This window comes from Umezawaea sp. NPDC059074 (genome assembly GCF_042738955.1).
Taxonomy (GTDB): domain Bacteria; phylum Actinomycetota; class Actinomycetes; order Mycobacteriales; family Pseudonocardiaceae; genus Umezawaea.
Genome location: NZ_JBHYHC010000010.1, coordinates 105,735 through 122,798, shown reverse-complemented (window position 1 = coordinate 122,798; position 17,064 = coordinate 105,735). Strand labels below are relative to the sequence as shown.

The window sequence follows — 17,064 nt, the reverse complement described above, 5'->3', positions numbered from 1 at the left end:
GGGTCGGTGGTTATGGTGTTGTCTATCAAGCAGCCGGCGGCCGCGGTGCCTTTCGCGCTGCGCCACCGGCCGACATAGCCCCGCCGGGCGCGGCCGCCGCGTAAAAACCGCGGCGCCCGCCACGTCACGCCTGCTGGGCCTGCCACATCCAGTGCGCCTGCTCGACCTGCTTGGTGATCTCGATCAGCAGGTCCTGGGTGACCAGGTCCGGCTTGTCCGTCGCCTCGATGCGCGTGCGGAGCCGCTCGATGAGCTGGGCGAGGATGCCGACGATCGAGCTGATCACCGTGTCCTCGTCCTGCCAGCCCTCCGGGAAGTCCAGCACGGAGTTCTCGGCGACCACGCGCACCTTGCCGTTGGGCGAGACGCCCAGCGCGCTGGCGCGCTCGGCCACCTCGTCGGTGTACGTCCGCGCGAACGTGACCAGCTCGTCGAGCTGGAGGTGCACGCTGCGGAAGTTCTTGCCGACGATGTTCCAGTGCGCCTGCTTGGCGATCAGGGACAGGTCGACCAGGTCGACGAGGGTGCTCTGGAGCACCTCGCCCACCGCGTCCTTCTCGGCCTGGCCGAGCGGGGAACTGATCGGTGACTTGACTGGCATGGCTTTCAGCGCCTCCTTCAGACGGTGGCGGTCACGGCCACCTCGATGTTGCCGCGAGTCGCGTTGGAGTACGGGCAGAGCTGGTGCGCGTCGTGGACGAGCTTGTCGGCCACGGACTGCTCGACGCCCTCGACGCGGGCGACCAGGTCCACGGTCAGGTGCATGCCCACCGCGTCGCCCTCGACGCGGCCGATGCCGACCTTCGCGGTCACCTCGGTCACGCCGATCTGGATCTTGGCGATGCGCGCCGACGCCCGCAGGGCGCCGTTGAAGCACGCGGCGTAGCCCGCGGCGAACAGCTGCTCCGGGTTGGTGCCGCCTCCGGGGCCGCCCATCTCCTGGGGGATCGCGACCAGCTCGTCCAGCACGCCGTCCGAGGAGCGGATCTCGCCGTTGCGGCCTTCCCCGACGGCGACGGCTTCGGCGGTGTAGAGCACGTTCATGGACGCTCTCCTTCGAGCTGAGGTGGTTTCCCGGAGTTTCTACTGCTTGGTAACCACTCCACAACCCTCTTCGACTCCCGGTGGTGGGGCAACTCACCCGGCGAAGGCGTACCCGAAGGCGTGACCGGTCAACCTGACTGTGACAGGGCGAACTCGGCCACCTGGCGGCCGATCACGCGGAGCGTCTCGGCCACCGCCGGGTCGGAGCAGCCGCCGTCCTCGTCGAACGTCACGTCACCGGAGTGCACGGCCGCGCCCAGCGGCGTGGGCCAGCCGCGCAGCGCGTGCACGATGGAGCGCAGCGCGGTCAACGTCGTGACGGACGCCTGCCACCCCTGCGCGGCGGCGACGCAGCCGACCGCGCGGCCCGTGAGGTACGGGCGTTCGTCGGTGCGGAGGTCCTCGACGTAGTCGAGCGCGTTCTTCACCAGCCCGGACACCGTGCCGTGGTAGCCGGGCGACACCAGCACCACGCCATCGGCCTCGCGCAGCGCCTTGACCAACCTGGACGCGGCTTCGGGCCGGTCGGCGACGTGCGGGTCGTAGAACGGGAGCACGAGGTCGGGGCCGGTCACCTCGACGGTGTGCGCACCGGCTTCCCGCGCGCCCGACAGCGCGATCCTCATCGCGCGCTCGGACTGCGAATTGGGGCGGATGGAGCCCCCGATGCCCACCACGGTGACCGTCATTCCTGGAGATCCTTCCACCTGCGCGAACCGACCGACCCCGACCGTACGACCTCCAGCGCGCTGGAGGTCCACTCGGTCGGGACCCTCGTCACACCGCCTACCGATGGGTAACATCCGTTCCATGTCGAAGCTCGCCGAGTCCGTGCCCACCGGCGTCCTCGCGGGCGCGCTGCGTTTCGCGTTCGGCCTCCCCGCCCCGCTGCGCCGGCTGGTCACCGGGAGGCCGATCGTCGTGGACGGCCAGCGCCTGCACCCGGACGCCCAGCTGCTGCTGCGACTGCAACAGCTCAGCGGCCTGGAGTGGGGCATGACCACGCCCGCGGAGGACCGCGTCGCCCTGGCCCAGACCAACGCCCTCGTCTGCGGCCCGGTCGTGCAGGGCGTGGCCGTCCGGCCGGTGCGCATCCCCCGTGAGGACGGCCAGATCCCCGGCCGCGTCTACGAGCCGGTCGGCCTGGCCCCGGACTCGGCGATGTTGATCTTCTACCACGGTGGCGGCTGGGTCAGCGGCGATCTCGACAGCCACGACAACCTGTGCCGCTTCCTGGCGCTGGAAGCGGGCGTCCGCGTCCTCGCGGTCGACTACCGCCTCGCTCCGGAACACCCGTTCCCGGCCGCCGTGGACGACGTCATGGTCGCCTTCGAGTGGGCCGTGGAGCACGCAGCCGACCTCCGGGTCGACCCGGCCCGCATCGCCTTGGGCGGCGACAGCGCGGGCGGCAACCTGGCCGCCGTGACCGCCCTGCGAGCGGCCCAAGCGGGCGGCCCGACCCCGGTGTTCCTGCTGCTCCTCTACCCGGCCGTGGACGCCTCGACCCGCCGCCGCTCCCGCGACCTGTTCGGCAACGGCTTCTTCCTCACCGACGCGAAGATGGACTGGTTCCGCGACCACTACGCCCCCGAGGCCGAGTCCTGGGTGGACCCGCGCCTCTCGGTGCTGCTGGCCGACGACCTCAGCGCGCTCCCGCCGACCTACCTGGCGACCGCGGGCTTCGACCCGCTGCGGGACGAGGGCGAGGCGTTCGCGGAGAAGCTGGCCAAGGCGGGCGTCCCGGTGGTCCTCCGCCGCCACGAGGGCCTGTTCCACGGCTTCGCCAACGTCCTGGGCCTGGGCGGCATCTACCGCGAGGCGGTCTCGGAGGCGGTCGGCTCGCTCCGGACCGGCCTGGCACTGGCCAACGCGCGGCAGGACGTGCCGAAGACCGCCTAGCCGAGTGGCCCTGGGCCAGGCCCAGGGCCACCCCCGGCTACTTCCCGAAAGCCGACGCGATCCGGTCCCCGGTCTCCTTGTCGATGTTCCGCCAGTACTCGAACACCCGCTCCAGCACCCGCTCGGACACCCCGTTCCCGGCGTGCCCGACGACGGTCTCCACCAGCCGGTCCCGCTGCTCGGCCATGAACACCTCGCGCACCAGCACCCCGGCCTGCCCGAAGTCGTCGTCCTCGACGTGCAGCTTGTAGGCCGCCCGCACCACGGCGTCCTCGACCCCGTAGGTGGAGGTCACCTCACCCGCCAGCGCGGGGTTGGCGTGCGGCCCGCCGTAGGAGTTGGGCGCGTAGACGGGATCGGACGCGTTGCCGTACCGCATCGCCCCGTCCTTGGAGTACGAGTTCACCGGCGACTTGGGCCGGTTCACCGGCAGCTGCGCGTAGTTCGCCCCGATCCGGTACCGGTGCGCGTCCGGGTAGGCGAAGATCCGCCCGATCAGCATCTTGTCCGGCGAGGTCCCGATCCCCGGCACCAGGTTCGTCGGCTCGAACGCCGCCTGCTCGATCTCCGCGAAGTAGTCCGCGGGGTTCCGGTCCAGTGTCAGCTTCCCGACCGTGATCAGCGGGTAGTCGGCGTGCGGCCACACCTTCGTCAGGTCGAACGGGTTGAACCGGTAGTTCTCCGCCTCCGCGTACGGCATCACCTGGACCTTGAGCGTCCACGACGGGAAGTCCCCGCCCTCGATCGCGTGCCACAGGTCGGCGCGGTGGGCGTCCGCGTCCTCCCCGGCGATCCGGGCGGCCTCCTCGGACGTCAACGTCTCGATGCCCTGGTCCGTCTTGAAGTGGTACTTCACCCAGAACTTCTCGCCCGCGGCGTTCTCCCACAGGTACGTGTGCGAGCCGTACCCGTTCTGGTGCCGCCACGTCTTCGGGATCCCGCGGTCCCCCATCAGCCACGTCACCTGGTGCGCGGTCTGCGGCTGCAACGTCCAGAAGTCCCACTGCATGTCGTGGTCGCGGCGCCCGGTGTCCACGCGGCGCTTCTGCGACCGGATGAAGTCCGGGAACTTGATCGGGTCGCGCAGGAAGAACACCGGGGTGTTGTTGCCGACGAGGTCGTAGTTGCCCTCGGAGGTGTAGAACTTCAGCGCGAAGCCGCGCGGGTCGCGCCACGTGTCGGGCGAGCCCAACTCCCCGGCGACGGTGGAGAAGCGCAGCAGCGTCTCGGTCTTCACGCCGGGCTGGAACAGGGCCGCGCGGGTGTACCGGCTGACGTCCTCGGTCGTCTCGAAGTGGCCGAAGGCGCCACCACCCTTGGCGTGCACGACCCGTTCGGGCACGCGTTCGCGGTTGAACTGCGCGTTCTTCTCGATCAGGTAGTGGTCCTGGAGCAGGATCGGCCCGTTGGCGCCCAGGGTCAGCGAGTGGTCGTCGCTCGCCACCGGGATGCCGACGTTGTTCGTGGTGGGACGCGGTCGGGTCACGGAGTAAGCCCCTCGTTCGTGGTGGTGACCGGCACTCCCGCACCGGCGGGGTCCCGGCGTCACGGCCAGTCCATGTGACCACGTTTACTGGAATGGGTCAAGAAAAGACCGGGGGTTAAGGAGTTGACCCGCTGAGGCACCATGGGGTCGTGAACCCCGCTAACTACCTCGACGTCCTCCGCCTGCCCAGGGTCCGCCCGTCGATGCTGCTGATGCTCCTCGCGAGGATCCCCACGACGGCCTCGGGCATGACGCTGACGCTGCACGTGGTGCTGGCGCTGGACAAGGGGTACGGCGCGGCGGGGCTGGTCGGCACGACGGGGACCATCGGGATCGCGCTGGGCGCGCCGCTCATGGGACGGCTCATCGACCGGCGCGGGCTGCGGACCGTGATGGTCCTGAGCACGGTCACCGAAGGCCTGTTCTGGTTCACCGCACCTTCCCTGTCCTACCCGGTGCTGCTGGTGACCTCGCTGCTGAGCGGGATCACCGTGCTGCCGATGATGTCCATCGGACGGCAGGTGCTGACCGCGCTGGTGCCGGTCGCGCAGCGGCGCACGGCGCTGGCGATGGACTCGATGGCCGTCGAGGTCTCGTACATGGCGGGCCCCGCGCTGGGCGTGCTGCTGACCACGACCGCCGACAGCCGGACCGCGCTGTGGGTCGTGGGCGCGGCGATGGTCGCGTCCGGTGTGGCGCTGTGGATCGCGAACCCGCCGGTCCGCAACGAGGAGGAGGCGTTCGCCGGGGAACGGCCGCCGCGGCGCGAGTGGTTGACGCCCGCGGTGCTGGCCCTGCTCGTGACGTCCTCCGGCGCGATCCTCGTGCTGGCGGGCACCGAGGTGGCGCTGGTCGCCGCCCTCCAGGAGCAGGGGCACGTCCGGTGGACCGGTGTGCTGGTCATCGGCATGTGCCTGGCCTCGATGGTCGGCGGCTTCGTCTACGGCGGGCTCGCCAAGGCCCCGACCCCGCGCTTCCTGATGGCCACGATGGGGCTGCTCGCGATCCCCGTCGGCCTCGCCACCGGGTCGCTGTGGCTGCTCGCGCTGGCGCTGCTCCCGGCGAACTTCCTGGCCGCGCCGATGATCGCCAGCAGCGGCGAGGTGCTCACCCGGTTGACGCCCGCGGCGGTCCGCGGCGAGGCGATGGGGTTGCAGGGGTCCGCGTTCACCGTGGGCGCGGCGTTCGGCGGCCCGCTGGCCGGGTTCGTGATCGACCACTCGTCGGCCGGGTGGGGCTTCGCGGCCGTCGGGGCGGCCGGGGCCGGGATCGCCGGGATCGGCGCGCTGGTGGACCGGCGGGCCGGTCGGCGCGAGGTCGTCGAGGTCGGCTGATCAGCGCGCCAGGTCCGCCGTGAGGTCGTGCAGCGCGTGGTAGACGCGCTCGACCAGCGGGCGGGTGCGGGCGAGGTGGCGGACCGCCTCCGGGTCGGGCGCGATCGTCTTGGTCGGCACGACGAGGTCCGCCGCCGCGGTCAGCGACGGCAGCACGTCCAGGGCGCGCCAGGCGATCAGCGCCGCGCCGACGCCGGAGCCCTCGCTGTCGTCGGCGAGTTCCAGCTCCATGCCGAACGCCGAGGCCAGCACCGTGGCCCACAGGTCGTTGCGGAACGCGCCGCCGGTGACGCGGATGCTGTCCACGCGGGCCCCGGTGGAGCGGACGCCGTCCAGCACCAGCGCCAACTGCTGGCCCACGCCCTCCACCAGGGCGCGGGTGATCTCCGCGCGACCGTGTTCGCGGCGCAGGCCCACGAGGGTGGCGCGCGGGTCCGGGTCCCACCACGGCGCGCGCTCGGCCAGGAGGTACGGCAGGGCCACGAGCCCGTTCGCCCCCACCGGGACCGCGGCGGCCTCGTCGAGCAGCGCGCTCACGTCGACCCCGAACGTCTCGGCGGCCCACTGCGCCACGACGCCGCCGTTGCTGATCGCGCCGCCCAGCACCCACAGGCCCTCGCCGATGGCGTAGCAGAACACCCGGCCCCGCTCGTCCACACCGGGCTGGTCGCGCACGACCCGCAGCGCGCCGCTGGTGCCCAGCGACAGCGCCGCCACACCCGGAGCCACCGCGCCCACGCCGAGGTTCGCCATCGGACCGTCGCCGCCGCCCATGACGACCGGCAGCCCCACGGGCAGGCCGGGGACCACGGCGGTCAGCGGCGCGGAGTCGGTGGGGGCCAGCAGTTCCGGCAGCTGCGCGGCCGTGACGCCCGCGAACGCCAGGGACTCCGGGTGCCACGCGAGGCGGTGGATGTCCATCAGACCGGTGCCGGACCCCGAGGAGTGCTCGGTGGCGAAGCGGCCGGTGAGGCGGAGACCGATGAAGTCCTTCAGGCCGCACCAGCGGGCCGACGACGCCAGGTCCGGGTGGTGCTGCGAGAACCAGGCCAGTTTGGACAGCGGCGCGAACGGGTGGATGGGCGTGCCGGTGATCCGGTGCAGCGCGGTGCCCTCGGCGGTGCCGCGCAGCCGGGCGGTCTGCTCGGTGGCGCGGTTGTCGGCCCAGCTCAACGACCCGGTCAGCGGCTCGCCGTCGGCGTCGACCGCCAGCAGGGTGTGCATGGCCCCGGTCAACGACAGGGCGACCACGTCCACACCGGACTGGGCGCACCACGCCGCGACCTCGCGCAGGGCCAGGAGCGCGGCCTCCAGGACCTGGAGCGGGTCGTGGGTGGCCTCGCCCGACGGTGTCGTGCGGAGCGGGTAGCCGTGCTCGGCGCCGAACAGCACCCGAGCCCGCTGGTCCACCGCGATGACCTTCGTCGCGGTGGTGCCGAGGTCCACACCGAGCACTGCCTGCGTCATGCGGGAGACGGTAATCGACGGGGCGCTCCCGACGTGTCGGAAGCGCCCCGCGATCGGAGGATCAGAGCCGGTCGACCAGGCCCTCGGCGATCTCGTAGGTGTTGAGCGCCGCGCCCTTGCGCAGGTTGTCGCCGCAGACGAAGAAGTCCAGCGTGTTCGGGAAGTCCAGCGCCTGCCGGACCCGCCCGACGTACGTCGGGTCCTCGCCGACGACGTCCACCGGCGTCGGGAACTGCTTCACGGTCGGGTCGTCGACCAGCACGATGGACGGCTGCGCCTCGAAGATCTTGTGCGCCGCCTCGACGGTGACCTCGCGGGCGAACACCGCGTGGACCGCCAGCGAGTGCGTCGTCACGACGGGCACGCGGACGCAGGTCGCGGAGACCTTCAGGTCCGGGATGCCGAGGATCTTGCGGGACTCGTTGCGGACCTTCAGCTCCTCGCTGGTCCAGCCGTCGTCCTTGAGCGAGCCCGCCCACGGGATGACGTTCAGCGCCAGCGGGGCCGGGAACGGCGAGTCCGAGACCGGCAGGCCCGCCGCGTCGAGGACCTCGCGCACGTCGCCCGCGCGGACGCCGACGTCCTTGCCCGCCACCGCTTCCAGCTCGGCGCGGAGGCGGTCGATCGCGGGCTGGCCGCCACCGGAGGCCGCCTGGTAGGAGGAGACGACGAGTTCCTTCAGCTCGAACTCGCGGTGCAGGGCGCCCAGCGACGCCATCATCGACAGCGTCGTGCAGTTCGGGTTCGCGATGATCCCCTTGGGGCGCTGGGAGATCTGGTCCGCGTTGACCTCCGGGACCACCAGCGGGACCTCGGCGTCCATCCGGAACGCGCCGGAGTTGTCGACGGCCACCGCGCCGCGCGACGCCGCGATCGGCGCCCACTCCGCGGAGACCTCGTCCGGCACGTCGAACATGGCGATGTCGACGCCGTCGAACGCCTCGGGCGACAGCGCGACGACGGTCAGCTCCTCACCGCGGACGGTGAGCTTCTTGCCCGCCGACCTGGCCGAGGCGATCAGCCGGATCTCGCTCCACGGCACGGATTCCCGGCCGTTCATGATGTCGATCATGACGGTGCCGACGGCCCCCGTCGCGCCGACCAGCGCCAGAACCGGGCCCGTGCTCATCGTCCACTCCCCGCGTACACCACAGCCTCCTCGTCGCCGCCCAGCTCGAACGCGTCGTGCAGGGCACGGACGGCGTCGTCGAGCTGCGTGTCGCGGCAGATGACCGAGATCCGGATCTCCGACGTGGAGATGATCTCGATGTTGACGCCCGCCGTGGCGAGCGCCTCGCAGAACGTCGCCGTCACGCCGGGGTGCGAGCGCATCCCCGCGCCGATCAGCGACACCTTGCCGACGTGGTCGTCGTAGAGCACCGCGTCGAAACCGACGTCCTCACGGGCCTTGTTCAGCGCCGCGACGGCGCGCGGGCCGTCGTCCTTCGGCAGCGTGAACGTGATGTCGGTGCGGCCGTCGGCGGCGCGCGAGATGTTCTGCACCACCATGTCGATGTCGATCTCGGCCTGCGCCACGACGCGGAAGATCTTGGCCGCCACGCCGGGGTGGTCGGGCACGGCGGTCACGGTGACCTTGGCCTCCGACCGGTCGTGCGCGACACCGGTGATCATCGCCTGTTCCACGGGCTTGTCCTCCACTGACCCGGACACGATGGTCCCTGGCTTGTTGCTGAACGAAGAGCGGACGTGCACGGGGACGCTGTAGCGGCGCGCGTACTCGACGCAGCGCAGCATCAGCACCTTCGCGCCGCAGGCGGCCATCTCGAGCATCTCCTCGTAGGTGATGGTCTCGAGCCGCTTGGCGTTGGGCACGATGCGGGGGTCGGCGGTGAACACGCCGTCCACGTCGGTGTAGATCTCGCAGACGTCGGCCTTGAGCGCGGCGGCCAGCGCCACCGCGGTCGTGTCCGTGCCACCGCGCCCGAGCGTGGTGATCTCCTTGCTGTCCTGGCTGACGCCCTGGAACCCGGCGACGATCGCGATCGCCCCGTCGGCCAGCGCGTCGGAGATCCGGCTCGGCGTCACGTCGATGATGCGCGCCTTGCCGTGCACGGACGTGGTGATCACGCCCGCCTGCGAGCCGGTGTACGAGCGGGCCTCGGCCCCCAGCGCGTGGATCGCCATCGCCAGCAGCGACATCGAGATGCGCTCACCGGAGGTGAGCAGCATGTCGAGCTCGCGGGCGGGCGGCACCGGGGACACCTGGCGGGCCAGGTCGAGCAGCTCGTCGGTCGAGTCGCCCATCGCGGAGACCGCGACCACGACGTCGTTGCCGGCTTTTCGGGTCGCGACGATCCGCTCCGCCACCCGTTTGATCCGCTCGGCACTTCCGACCGAGGAACCGCCGTACTTCTGGACGACGAGCGCCACCGACTGACCTCCTTGTGGATCAAATTCCCACGTCGCAGGCAGCCTACCTGTGTCAAGGAGTGGACTACGGCGGCCGTGACGGGCACTACTCTCGTGGCCGTGTCGACAGTCCAGGCGGTGGCCGATCCCCCGGCGGAGCGCGACGAGGAGCCCTCGTTGCGCGAACGGCTGGCGCTCGTGCTGAGACATCGCGTGACGCTGCTGCTCGCCCCGGCGCTGGTGTTCCTGGTGATCCGCCAGCTCGGGCTGCTCGTGCTCGGGCTGATGGCGGACCGGTGGCACAAGAACCCGACGACGGCGCTGACGTCGTGGGACGGCCAGTGGTTCCTCGGCATCGCCGAGGGCGGCTACGGCGACGTGCCGCGGTTCCTGGTCGACGCGTTCGGCAAGCGCACGCCGGAGACGCCGCTGGCGTTCTTCCCCGGCTACCCGGCGCTGATCCGCTGGGTCGACGGGCTGCCGGGCGTGGAGACGCGCGGCGCGGCGTTCACCGTGAGCCTGGTCGGCGCCGTGTTCTGCGCGTACGGGCTGTTCCGGCTCGGGTCGGCGATCCGCGGCGGGTCGCCGAGGGCCGGGCTGGTGCTGGTGGCGCTGTTCGCCGCGTCCCCCATGGCGATCGTGCTGTCGATGACGTACTCCGAGGCCACGTTCTGCGCGCTGGCCGCGTGGGCGCTGGTCGGCGTGGTGGAGCGGAAGTGGGTGCTCGCGGGCCTGTGCACGGCCGCGGCGGGCCTGGTCCGGCCGACGGCGGCGGCGCTGCTGCTGGCCGTGGGGCTGGCCGCGCTCGTGGCCGTGATCACCCGGCGGGACGGCTGGAAGCCGTGGGTGGGCGGCCTGATCGCGCCGCTGGGCCTGCTCGGCTACCTCGGTTACGTGGCCGCGCGCACCGGGCAGCTCGACGGCTGGTTCGCGGTGCAGCGGCGCGGCTGGGACTCGCGGTTCGACGGCGGCGCGGCGACGTGGAAGTTCGCGCTGGCCAACCTCGGCGAGCCGCGGTCGGTGCTGGAGCTGACGACCGTGTGGTTCCTGCTGATCGCGATCGCGCTGGTGGTGCTGGGCTTCCGGCGGCGGCTGGAGTGGCCGCTGCTGGTCTACGGGATCGGGGTGCTGGTGATGGACCTCGGCTCGAACGGCCTGATGAACTCGAAGGCCCGGCTGCTGCTGCCCGCGTTCACGCTGCTGATCCCGGCCGCGCTGGCCCTCGCGAAGCGGCGGACGTCGACGGCCGTGGCCCTGCTGACCGGGCTCGCGGTGTTCAGCGCCTGGTTCGGGGCGTACGCCATCACGGCCTGGCAGTACGCGATCTGATGATCCCGGCGATCGAGCAGCGGTGGAGCCCACGGGCGTTCGACCCCGTGGCGGAGGTGTCCCCCGAGCAGGTGGGCGTGCTGCTGGAGGCGGCGCGGTGGGCCGCGTCGCACGGCAACACGCAGCCGGCGCGGTTCCTGCTGGGCTACCGGGGCGACCCGACGTTCACCCGGATCCTGGAGGCGCTGCGGCCGAAGAACCGGACGTGGGCGCACCGCGCGTCGGTGCTGCTGGTCGGCGCGGTCGTGACCGCCGACGAGCGCGGGCCGCTGCCGAACACGGTGTACGGGCTGGGGCTGGCGGTGCAGAACCTGGTGCTCCAGGCCGTGGACCTCGGGCTAGTCGCGCACCAGATCGGCGGGTTCGACAAGGACGCGGTGCGGACGGCGTTCGCGCTGCCCGACGACGCGGAGCCGGTGGTGGCCATCGCCGTGGGGAGGCTCGGCGACGTGGCGGACCTGCCGGAGGAGCTCCAGGCCAGGGAGACCCGACCGCGCAAGCGCAAGCCGTTGACCGAGCTGGTGTTCAGCGGGACGTGGGGCGAGCCGGCGTTCTCAGGCGAGACGGCGGACGAGCCGCAGCACGAGTGACCTGACGAAGAGCCAGAAGAGGGCCGCGATCCCGAAGTTCACGATGACCGCGAGCGTCGGGTCGGCGGGCGCGAACAGGTCGTGGAAGCCCAGCGAGAGCGGCTGGGCGAGGTCGCTGATCGTGGACGTGATCCCGTTGTCCGGGTTCGCCTTGCCGACGGTCAGCACCACGTGGGCGACGAGGACCATCGCGATGGCGAGGCCCGCCCAACCGACGACGACGGCCACGGCGCCCACGACCTTCGCGCGGACGCCGTGACCGGCGCTTACCTGGTTCTCGGCCATGTCAACCAGTGTGACACAGACTTACCGACCAGTAGCTAGCGAGCGAGGAGACGGGCGATGATGCCCGTGACGACCAACCAGAACACGGCCGCCAGACCGTAGTTCAGGATGATGCTGAGGTTGTAGCTCTCGAAGCTGAACAGGCCCGGGAAGAAGAGCGCCAAGGGCTCGGCGAGCGACTTCACGAACGAGAAGAACGCGTTGGCCTGGTTAGCGCCTAGCACGATCATGAGAATGTAGACGATCTCGATGATCGCGAACAGCGCGCCAACACCGCTGATCACCCTGGCAGCCGTGTAGCTGCCGCTGCGAGTACCCGTACGCCATCTGGACATGCGCAAGAGATTCCCGTCGGGGTGACCAGGCAAACACTTTCGGGTGAAGTTCCACCATGTGGACGAATGGTTCGGGCTCGGCGGGAATTCTGGTTACTCTGTCGGGGTGGCGCGTGCCCTCCTGCTTCGCTGCCGTGACGGGGTCTGACCAGACCGGCCCCCCGTCGCGGAGTCGAGCACTGCCGCCGGTCGTCTGCGTTCCCCAGCGACCAGCAGGAGACTCACGATCATGACCACCAGCCCCGACGCCTACACCTCCGGCACCAGCCGCCTGCGCCCGCCGTCCCGGCCCGCGCCCGCCGACCAGCCGAAGTGGAACACCCAGCGCGGCAGTTCGATGCCGTTCCACCGCTACCGCCCGTTCGCCGACGAGGTCGAGCCCGTCTCGGTACCCGACCGGACCTGGCCGTCGAAGACGATCACCCAGGCCCCGCAGTGGTGCGCGGTCGACCTGCGTGACGGCAACCAGGCGCTGATCGACCCGATGTCCCCGGCCCGCAAGCGCAAGATGTTCGACCTGCTGGTGCGGATGGGCTACAAGGAGATCGAGGTCGGCTTCCCGGCCGCGTCCCAGACCGACTTCGACTTCGTCCGCGAGATCATCGAGGACGGCGCGATCCCGGACGACGTGACGATCCAGGTGCTGACCCAGTGCCGCCCCGAGCTGATCAAGCGGACGTTCGAGTCGCTGGACGGGGCTCCGCGCGCGATCGTGCACTTCTACAACTCCACGTCGATCCTCCAGCGGCGGGTCGTGTTCAAGTCCGACCGCGAGGGCATCAAGAAGATCGCCGTGGACGCCGCGAAGTACGCGCTGGAGGTCGCCGCGAACTACCCGGAGACCGAGTTCCGCTACGAGTACTCCCCCGAGTCCTACACCGGCACCGAGCTGTCGTACGCCCTGGAGGTGTGCGACGCGGTCACCGAGGTCATCCAGCCCACGCCCGAGCTGCCGATGATCATCAACCTGCCCGCGACCGTCGAGATGGCCACGCCGAACGTCTACGCCGACTCCATCGAGTGGATGTCGCGCAACCTGGCCCGCCGCGACTCGATCGTCCTGTCGCTGCACCCGCACAACGACCGCGGCACGGGCGTCGCCGCCGCCGAGCTGGGCTACCTGGCGGGCGCGGACCGCATCGAGGGCTGCCTGTTCGGCAACGGCGAGCGCACCGGCAACGTGTGCCTGGTGACGCTGGGCATGAACATCTTCAGCCAGGGCGTCGACCCGCAGATCGACTTCTCCGACATCGACGAGATCCGCCGCACGGTCGAGTACTGCAACCAGCTGCCCGTGGCCGAGCGCCACCCGTACGGCGGCGACCTGGTGTTCACCGCGTTCTCCGGCAGCCACCAGGACGCCATCAAGAAGGGCCTGGAGGCGCTGGAGGACGAGGCGAAGGCCGCCGACCAGCACGTGGACTCCTACCCGTGGGAGGTCCCGTACCTGCCGATCGACCCGAAGGACGTCGGCCGCAACTACGAGGCCGTGATCCGGGTCAACTCGCAGTCCGGCAAGGGCGGCGTGGCGTACCTGATGAAGACCGAGCACCACCTGGACCTGCCGCGTCGGCTCCAGGTCGAGTTCTCGCGGGTGATCCAGGAGGTCACCGACACGCAGGGCGGCGAGATCGGCCCGAAGGACATGTGGGACGCGTTCTCCGAGGAGTACCTGACCCCGGCCGTGCCGCTGAAGCTGGTCGGCCACCGCATCTCCAGCGACGACTCCGGCCACGCCGAGATCACCGTGACGATCTGGGCGGACGGCGAGCGGGTGGAGATCACCGGCAACGGCAACGGCCCGATCGCCGCGTTCGTCGACGCGCTGGCGTCCATCGGCTACGACGTGCGGGTGCTGGACTACGTCGAGCACGCCCTCACGGCGGGTGACGACGCCCGCGCCGCCGCGTACCTGGAGTGTGCCGTGGGCGACCGCGTCCTGTGGGGCGTCGGGATCGACCACTCGACGACCGCCGCGGCCCTCACGGGCATCGTGTCGGCCGTGAACCGCGCGAACCGCTAGGCGAGCTTGGAGACGGGGTCCGGTTCCACCTCACCGGACTCCGCCTCCATCTTCTCGGCCATCTTGGCCGCGCGCCGCTTCATGAACAGCGCCGTGCCGATGCCGAACAGCACGGCGGCGAGCAGCCCGATCCAGGAGAACCGGCTCAGCCACTTCTCCGCCACGATGCCCAGGTAGTAGATGACGGCCGTGGTGCCACCGGCCCACACGATCCCGCCGAGCGCGTTCGCCGTGAGGAACTTCCAGTAGCGCATGTGCAGCGCCCCGGCCAACGGCCCCGCGAAGATGCGCAGCAGCGCGATGAACCGCCCGAAGAACACGGCCCACATGCCCCACCGCTCGAACGCCTTCTCGGCGGTGGCGAGGTGCGCGGGCCCGAAGTGCTTCGGGAACTTGTTCCCCGCCCAGACGAACAGCGGCTTCCCGCCCTTGCGCCCGATCGCGTACCCGATCGAGTCGCCCACGACCGCCCCGGTGATCGCGGCCAGCGCCACGGCGATCGGGCTGACGACGTGCTGCGCGGCCAGCAGCGACGCGCTGACCAGCACGATCTCACCGGGCAGCGGGATGCCCAGGCTCTCCAGCCCGATCACGAACCCGACCAGCAGGATGATCGCCAGCGGGGGGATCGTCTGGAGCCACTCGTTGATGTGCACCTCCGGATCCTGCCAGGAGCTGAGGAATAGCTGAAGGTCCGACCTGGATCGTTGTGCGACGCAGTCCTCAATGGGCGGTGACCAAGCGCACTACCTGTAGGAATGCTGAAGTTGTCCCAACGGGGAAGCCGTTTCCGCAGTTCACGCGTTGCACCGGTTATGAACGCCGTTCTGGCCAGCCTCCTGGTGCTCTTCGTGGTCGCGGTGGTGCCACTGGCACCCACCGAGGCGGTCCTGATCGGCTACGGCGTCCTCGCGGCAGCAGGCGAACTACCGCTCGCCTGGGTGATCGTCGTGGCGGCCATCGGCTGCACCCTCGCCGACTTCGTCAACTTCGGCCTGGGCCGCACCCTAGGCACCCGAGCCCTCACCCGCTTCAACCGCAGCACCGGCTCCCGAGCCATGGTCTCCTGGACCGCAGGCCACCTAGCGGACCACGGCGAGCCAATCCTCGTAGCGATCCGCTTCGTCCCAGGCGGCGGCATCATCGGCGCACTACTGGCAGGCTCCCTCAAGTGGCCAAAACGCCGCTTCCTCCCAGTAGCCGTCATCGGCGCGGCCCTGTGGAGCACCTACGCGGCCCTGCTCGGCTACATCGGCGGCCAACTAGTCACCGAACCCGCCCTGGCAATGCTCATCTCCCTGGGCGTAGCCCTGCTGATCAGCGTCCCAGCCGGAATGCTCATCAAGGCAGCCCAACGCCGAGTAGTCGACACCGCCACGACTACTCAGCAGCTCCCTCTACCCGTGTGAGCCGCTCCCGAACAGCCACCCGTGCACGGTCGTACGCACCGGGAAAGTCGTGCAACACCGCCTGCACGTTCGCAGCCTCGAGAAACGCCACAACCTCGAACGCCAACTGATCAGGATCCTCCAGCCCAGACTGGACTGCGGCTTCCCGAATCAACGCCGTCCACTTCTCCCCGGCCTCAGCGATCGAGTCCCGCACCCGCCCTGGCCGCGAACTGAACTCCGGCTGCACAGCGGCAAAAAAACACCCGCCGGGAAACGTACGACGCTCGGAGTAGTCCAACCACCCCTCGCACAACGCCCGCAACCGAGGAAGCCCCACAGGCTCCCGAAAAGCAGGCGTCACCACCGTGTCGACAAAGATCTTCGCAGCCGCCCGAACAGTGGCCAGCTGCAACTCCTCCTTCGACCCGAAGTGAGCAAAAACCCCACTCTTGCTCACATCCAACTCAGCAGCCAACCGCCCGATGGACAGCCCCTCCAGCCCCTCCACCGAAGCGATGTCAGCAGCCCGCCGCAGGATCAACCGCCGAGTCTGCTCCCCACGCTCAACACGACCATCCACACGCGTCACGACCCAACGGTAACTGTTGACACCTACCCCCACTCAAGTAATAGTACGACCGTTCGTACAGTTACCAACACCCTGGGGGCCACCCGATGGACCTGCTGGACCTGGACCGACGCGCCTGCGAACTGAACATCAAGCTGCTCAAGGAGATGAGCCGATCAGACCTCTCGATGGCCACCCCGTGCGCGGAGTGGAACATCCGAGAACTGGTGCAACACCAGGTGGACACCACAGCCACCTTCGTAGCCGAGGTTCGCGGCACCAAAATCACCGGAGCCCCAGTGGGCAACGACCCCTTGGGCGTCTACACGGCCGCCGTCCAGGAAGCCTGGAACGCCTTCGACACAGCGGGAATGCTCGACGCCGAGTGGAACTTCCCAGGCTTCGGCAAGCAATCAGGACGAACGATCGTCGCCGCGCACTACCTGGACAACCTCATCCACGCCTGGGACCTGGCAAGAGCAGTAGGCCAGCACCTGACGTTCGACGACGACATGGCACAAGCAGCCACCCGAATCGCCAGCCACTACCCAGAAGGAATCTCCGCCTTCGCCCCACCAGTACAGGTGGACGAGAACGCAACAACCACGGACCGCTTGGTAGCCAGCCTGGGCCGCTCACCCCACTGGCCCGCCTGACCACAACACCGCACAAGGCCACCAACGGCCCCCGGCCCCAACTCACCCCCGTGACCAACCGGCGCAATCACTAACCAGCACCGCACGGAACTGCTCTCTCTATCTTCCGGCCCCCGGCCGGCACCCGCACCGCGCGGTACTGGACTAAAAATCTTCCGGCCCCCGGCCGGCACTCGCACCGTGTGGGACTGGACCGTGCCGGCAGGTTCTTCTAACCCCCAACCCTGGCAGCCCCCGATTGTTTTTGCGCCCCCACCCTCTTTCGCTTTGTCAAGGCGTCTTTCCAG

The 17,064-nt window shown here is 70.1% G+C and carries 18 protein-coding genes; 7 read left to right on the top strand and 11 right to left on the bottom strand.

What is annotated here, in order from left to right; genetic code table 11:
- Positions 1-124 precede the first annotated feature (124 nt).
- From ACFWW9_RS07830 to ACFWW9_RS07820, 3 genes are all read right to left on the bottom strand, one after another.
- Entirely contained in the window at positions 125-601 is a 477-nt protein-coding gene (locus tag ACFWW9_RS07830) for a Dps family protein (RefSeq protein ID WP_390372965.1), read from the bottom strand.
- 17 nt (positions 602-618) lie between these two features.
- Complete coding sequence (locus ACFWW9_RS07825; protein WP_390372963.1) at positions 619-1,044, bottom strand: organic hydroperoxide resistance protein; 426 nt, start codon at positions 1,042-1,044, stop codon at positions 619-621.
- A gap of 128 nt (positions 1,045-1,172) precedes the next feature.
- Positions 1,173-1,733, bottom strand: coding sequence for an NADPH-dependent FMN reductase (locus tag ACFWW9_RS07820; protein WP_390372961.1), 561 nt, complete (start codon positions 1,731-1,733; stop codon positions 1,173-1,175).
- Between the two features lie 121 nt (positions 1,734-1,854).
- Here ACFWW9_RS07820 and ACFWW9_RS07815 point away from each other — a divergent pair, with 121 nt between their 5' ends.
- A complete protein-coding gene (locus tag ACFWW9_RS07815; protein WP_390372959.1) occupies positions 1,855-2,943 on the top strand; it encodes an alpha/beta hydrolase in 1,089 nt (362 codons plus the stop codon).
- 37 nt (positions 2,944-2,980) lie between these two features.
- Here the strand turns inward: ACFWW9_RS07815 and ACFWW9_RS07810 are convergent, their stop codons facing one another.
- Positions 2,981-4,429, bottom strand: coding sequence for a catalase (locus ACFWW9_RS07810; protein WP_390372956.1), 1,449 nt, complete (start codon positions 4,427-4,429; stop codon positions 2,981-2,983).
- Positions 4,430-4,578: 149 nt separating this feature from the next.
- Between ACFWW9_RS07810 and ACFWW9_RS07805 the strand changes: the two genes are divergently transcribed.
- Positions 4,579-5,763: an MFS transporter gene (locus tag ACFWW9_RS07805; RefSeq protein WP_390372954.1), complete on the top strand. Its 1,185-nt coding sequence runs from the start codon at positions 4,579-4,581 to the stop codon at positions 5,761-5,763.
- Here ACFWW9_RS07805 and ACFWW9_RS07800 read toward each other — a convergent pair whose 3' ends face one another.
- The 3 genes from ACFWW9_RS07800 to ACFWW9_RS07790 all read right to left on the bottom strand — a co-directional run bounded on the left by ACFWW9_RS07800 (position 5,764) and on the right by ACFWW9_RS07790 (position 9,621).
- A complete protein-coding gene (locus tag ACFWW9_RS07800) occupies positions 5,764-7,230 on the bottom strand; it encodes a gluconokinase (RefSeq protein WP_390372951.1) in 1,467 nt (488 codons plus the stop codon).
- 61 nt (positions 7,231-7,291) lie between these two features.
- A complete protein-coding gene (locus tag ACFWW9_RS07795) occupies positions 7,292-8,359 on the bottom strand; it encodes an aspartate-semialdehyde dehydrogenase (RefSeq protein WP_390372949.1) in 1,068 nt (355 codons plus the stop codon).
- Complete coding sequence (locus tag ACFWW9_RS07790) at positions 8,356-9,621, bottom strand: aspartate kinase (RefSeq protein ID WP_390372946.1); 1,266 nt, start codon at positions 9,619-9,621, stop codon at positions 8,356-8,358. The genes ACFWW9_RS07795 and ACFWW9_RS07790 overlap by 4 nt, the downstream gene beginning before the upstream one ends.
- A gap of 99 nt (positions 9,622-9,720) precedes the next feature.
- Between ACFWW9_RS07790 and ACFWW9_RS07785 the strand changes: the two genes are divergently transcribed.
- Positions 9,721-10,929, top strand: a complete 1,209-nt coding sequence (locus ACFWW9_RS07785) for a hypothetical protein (RefSeq protein ID WP_390372943.1) — start codon at positions 9,721-9,723, stop codon at positions 10,927-10,929.
- A complete protein-coding gene (locus ACFWW9_RS07780) occupies positions 10,929-11,519 on the top strand; it encodes a nitroreductase family protein (protein WP_390372941.1) in 591 nt (196 codons plus the stop codon). Before ACFWW9_RS07785 ends, ACFWW9_RS07780 begins: the two co-directional genes overlap by 1 nt.
- Here the strand turns inward: ACFWW9_RS07780 and ACFWW9_RS07775 are convergent.
- Together ACFWW9_RS07775 and ACFWW9_RS07770 are read right to left on the bottom strand one after the other, a co-directional pair.
- Positions 11,484-11,804, bottom strand: a complete 321-nt coding sequence (locus ACFWW9_RS07775) for a hypothetical protein (protein WP_390372938.1) — start codon at positions 11,802-11,804, stop codon at positions 11,484-11,486. The two genes, ACFWW9_RS07780 and ACFWW9_RS07775, sit on opposite strands and share 36 nt — an antisense overlap.
- Positions 11,805-11,839: 35 nt before the next feature.
- Positions 11,840-12,139 carry a hypothetical protein gene (locus ACFWW9_RS07770; protein WP_390372935.1) on the bottom strand — a complete coding sequence of 100 codons (300 nt, stop codon included), beginning with the start codon at positions 12,137-12,139 and terminating at the stop codon, positions 11,840-11,842.
- 229 nt (positions 12,140-12,368) lie between these two features.
- On the opposite strand from ACFWW9_RS07770, the gene leuA reads away from it, so the two are divergent.
- Positions 12,369-14,162 (top strand): 2-isopropylmalate synthase, encoded by a 1,794-nt coding sequence (gene leuA / locus ACFWW9_RS07765; RefSeq protein ID WP_390372932.1) that lies wholly within the window; start codon positions 12,369-12,371, stop codon positions 14,160-14,162.
- Here leuA and ACFWW9_RS07760 read toward each other — a convergent pair.
- Positions 14,159-14,818, bottom strand: coding sequence for a DedA family protein (locus tag ACFWW9_RS07760; protein WP_390372929.1), 660 nt, complete (start codon positions 14,816-14,818; stop codon positions 14,159-14,161). The genes leuA and ACFWW9_RS07760 overlap by 4 nt on opposite strands.
- Positions 14,819-14,977: 159 nt before the next feature.
- On the opposite strand from ACFWW9_RS07760, the gene ACFWW9_RS07755 reads away from it, so the two are divergent.
- Positions 14,978-15,571: a DedA family protein gene (locus ACFWW9_RS07755; protein ID WP_390372927.1), complete on the top strand. Its 594-nt coding sequence runs from the start codon at positions 14,978-14,980 to the stop codon at positions 15,569-15,571.
- On the opposite strand, the gene ACFWW9_RS07750 is transcribed toward ACFWW9_RS07755, so the two are convergent.
- Positions 15,543-16,142 (bottom strand): TetR/AcrR family transcriptional regulator, encoded by a 600-nt coding sequence (locus ACFWW9_RS07750; protein ID WP_390372924.1) that lies wholly within the window; start codon positions 16,140-16,142, stop codon positions 15,543-15,545. The genes ACFWW9_RS07755 and ACFWW9_RS07750 overlap by 29 nt on opposite strands.
- Positions 16,143-16,228: 86 nt before the next feature.
- Here ACFWW9_RS07750 and ACFWW9_RS07745 point away from each other — a divergent pair, with 86 nt between their 5' ends.
- Positions 16,229-16,777 (top strand): TIGR03086 family metal-binding protein, encoded by a 549-nt coding sequence (locus ACFWW9_RS07745; RefSeq protein ID WP_390372921.1) that lies wholly within the window; start codon positions 16,229-16,231, stop codon positions 16,775-16,777.
- Positions 16,778-17,064 lie beyond the last annotated feature (287 nt).

Bases quoted from the DNA above. Each gene is read 5' to 3' on its own strand.
- ACFWW9_RS07830 (WP_390372965.1), bottom strand. From the start codon at position 601: ATGCCAGTCAAGTCACCGATCAGTTCCCCGCTCGGCCAGGCCGAGAAG.
- ACFWW9_RS07825 (WP_390372963.1), bottom strand. From the start codon at position 1,044: ATGAACGTGCTCTACACCGCCGAAGCCGTCGCCGTCGGGGAAGGCCGC.
- ACFWW9_RS07820 (WP_390372961.1), bottom strand. From the start codon at position 1,733: ATGACGGTCACCGTGGTGGGCATCGGGGGCTCCATCCGCCCCAATTCG.
- ACFWW9_RS07815 (WP_390372959.1), top strand. From the start codon at position 1,855: ATGTCGAAGCTCGCCGAGTCCGTGCCCACCGGCGTCCTCGCGGGCGCG.
- ACFWW9_RS07800 (WP_390372951.1), bottom strand. From the start codon at position 7,230: ATGACGCAGGCAGTGCTCGGTGTGGACCTCGGCACCACCGCGACGAAG.
- ACFWW9_RS07795 (WP_390372949.1), bottom strand. From the start codon at position 8,359: ATGAGCACGGGCCCGGTTCTGGCGCTGGTCGGCGCGACGGGGGCCGTC.
- ACFWW9_RS07780 (WP_390372941.1), top strand. From the start codon at position 10,929: ATGATCCCGGCGATCGAGCAGCGGTGGAGCCCACGGGCGTTCGACCCC.
- ACFWW9_RS07775 (WP_390372938.1), bottom strand. From the start codon at position 11,804: ATGGCCGAGAACCAGGTAAGCGCCGGTCACGGCGTCCGCGCGAAGGTC.
- ACFWW9_RS07770 (WP_390372935.1), bottom strand. From the start codon at position 12,139: ATGTCCAGATGGCGTACGGGTACTCGCAGCGGCAGCTACACGGCTGCC.
- leuA (WP_390372932.1), top strand. From the start codon at position 12,369: ATGACCACCAGCCCCGACGCCTACACCTCCGGCACCAGCCGCCTGCGC.
- ACFWW9_RS07755 (WP_390372927.1), top strand. From the start codon at position 14,978: ATGAACGCCGTTCTGGCCAGCCTCCTGGTGCTCTTCGTGGTCGCGGTG.
- ACFWW9_RS07745 (WP_390372921.1), top strand. From the start codon at position 16,229: ATGGACCTGCTGGACCTGGACCGACGCGCCTGCGAACTGAACATCAAG.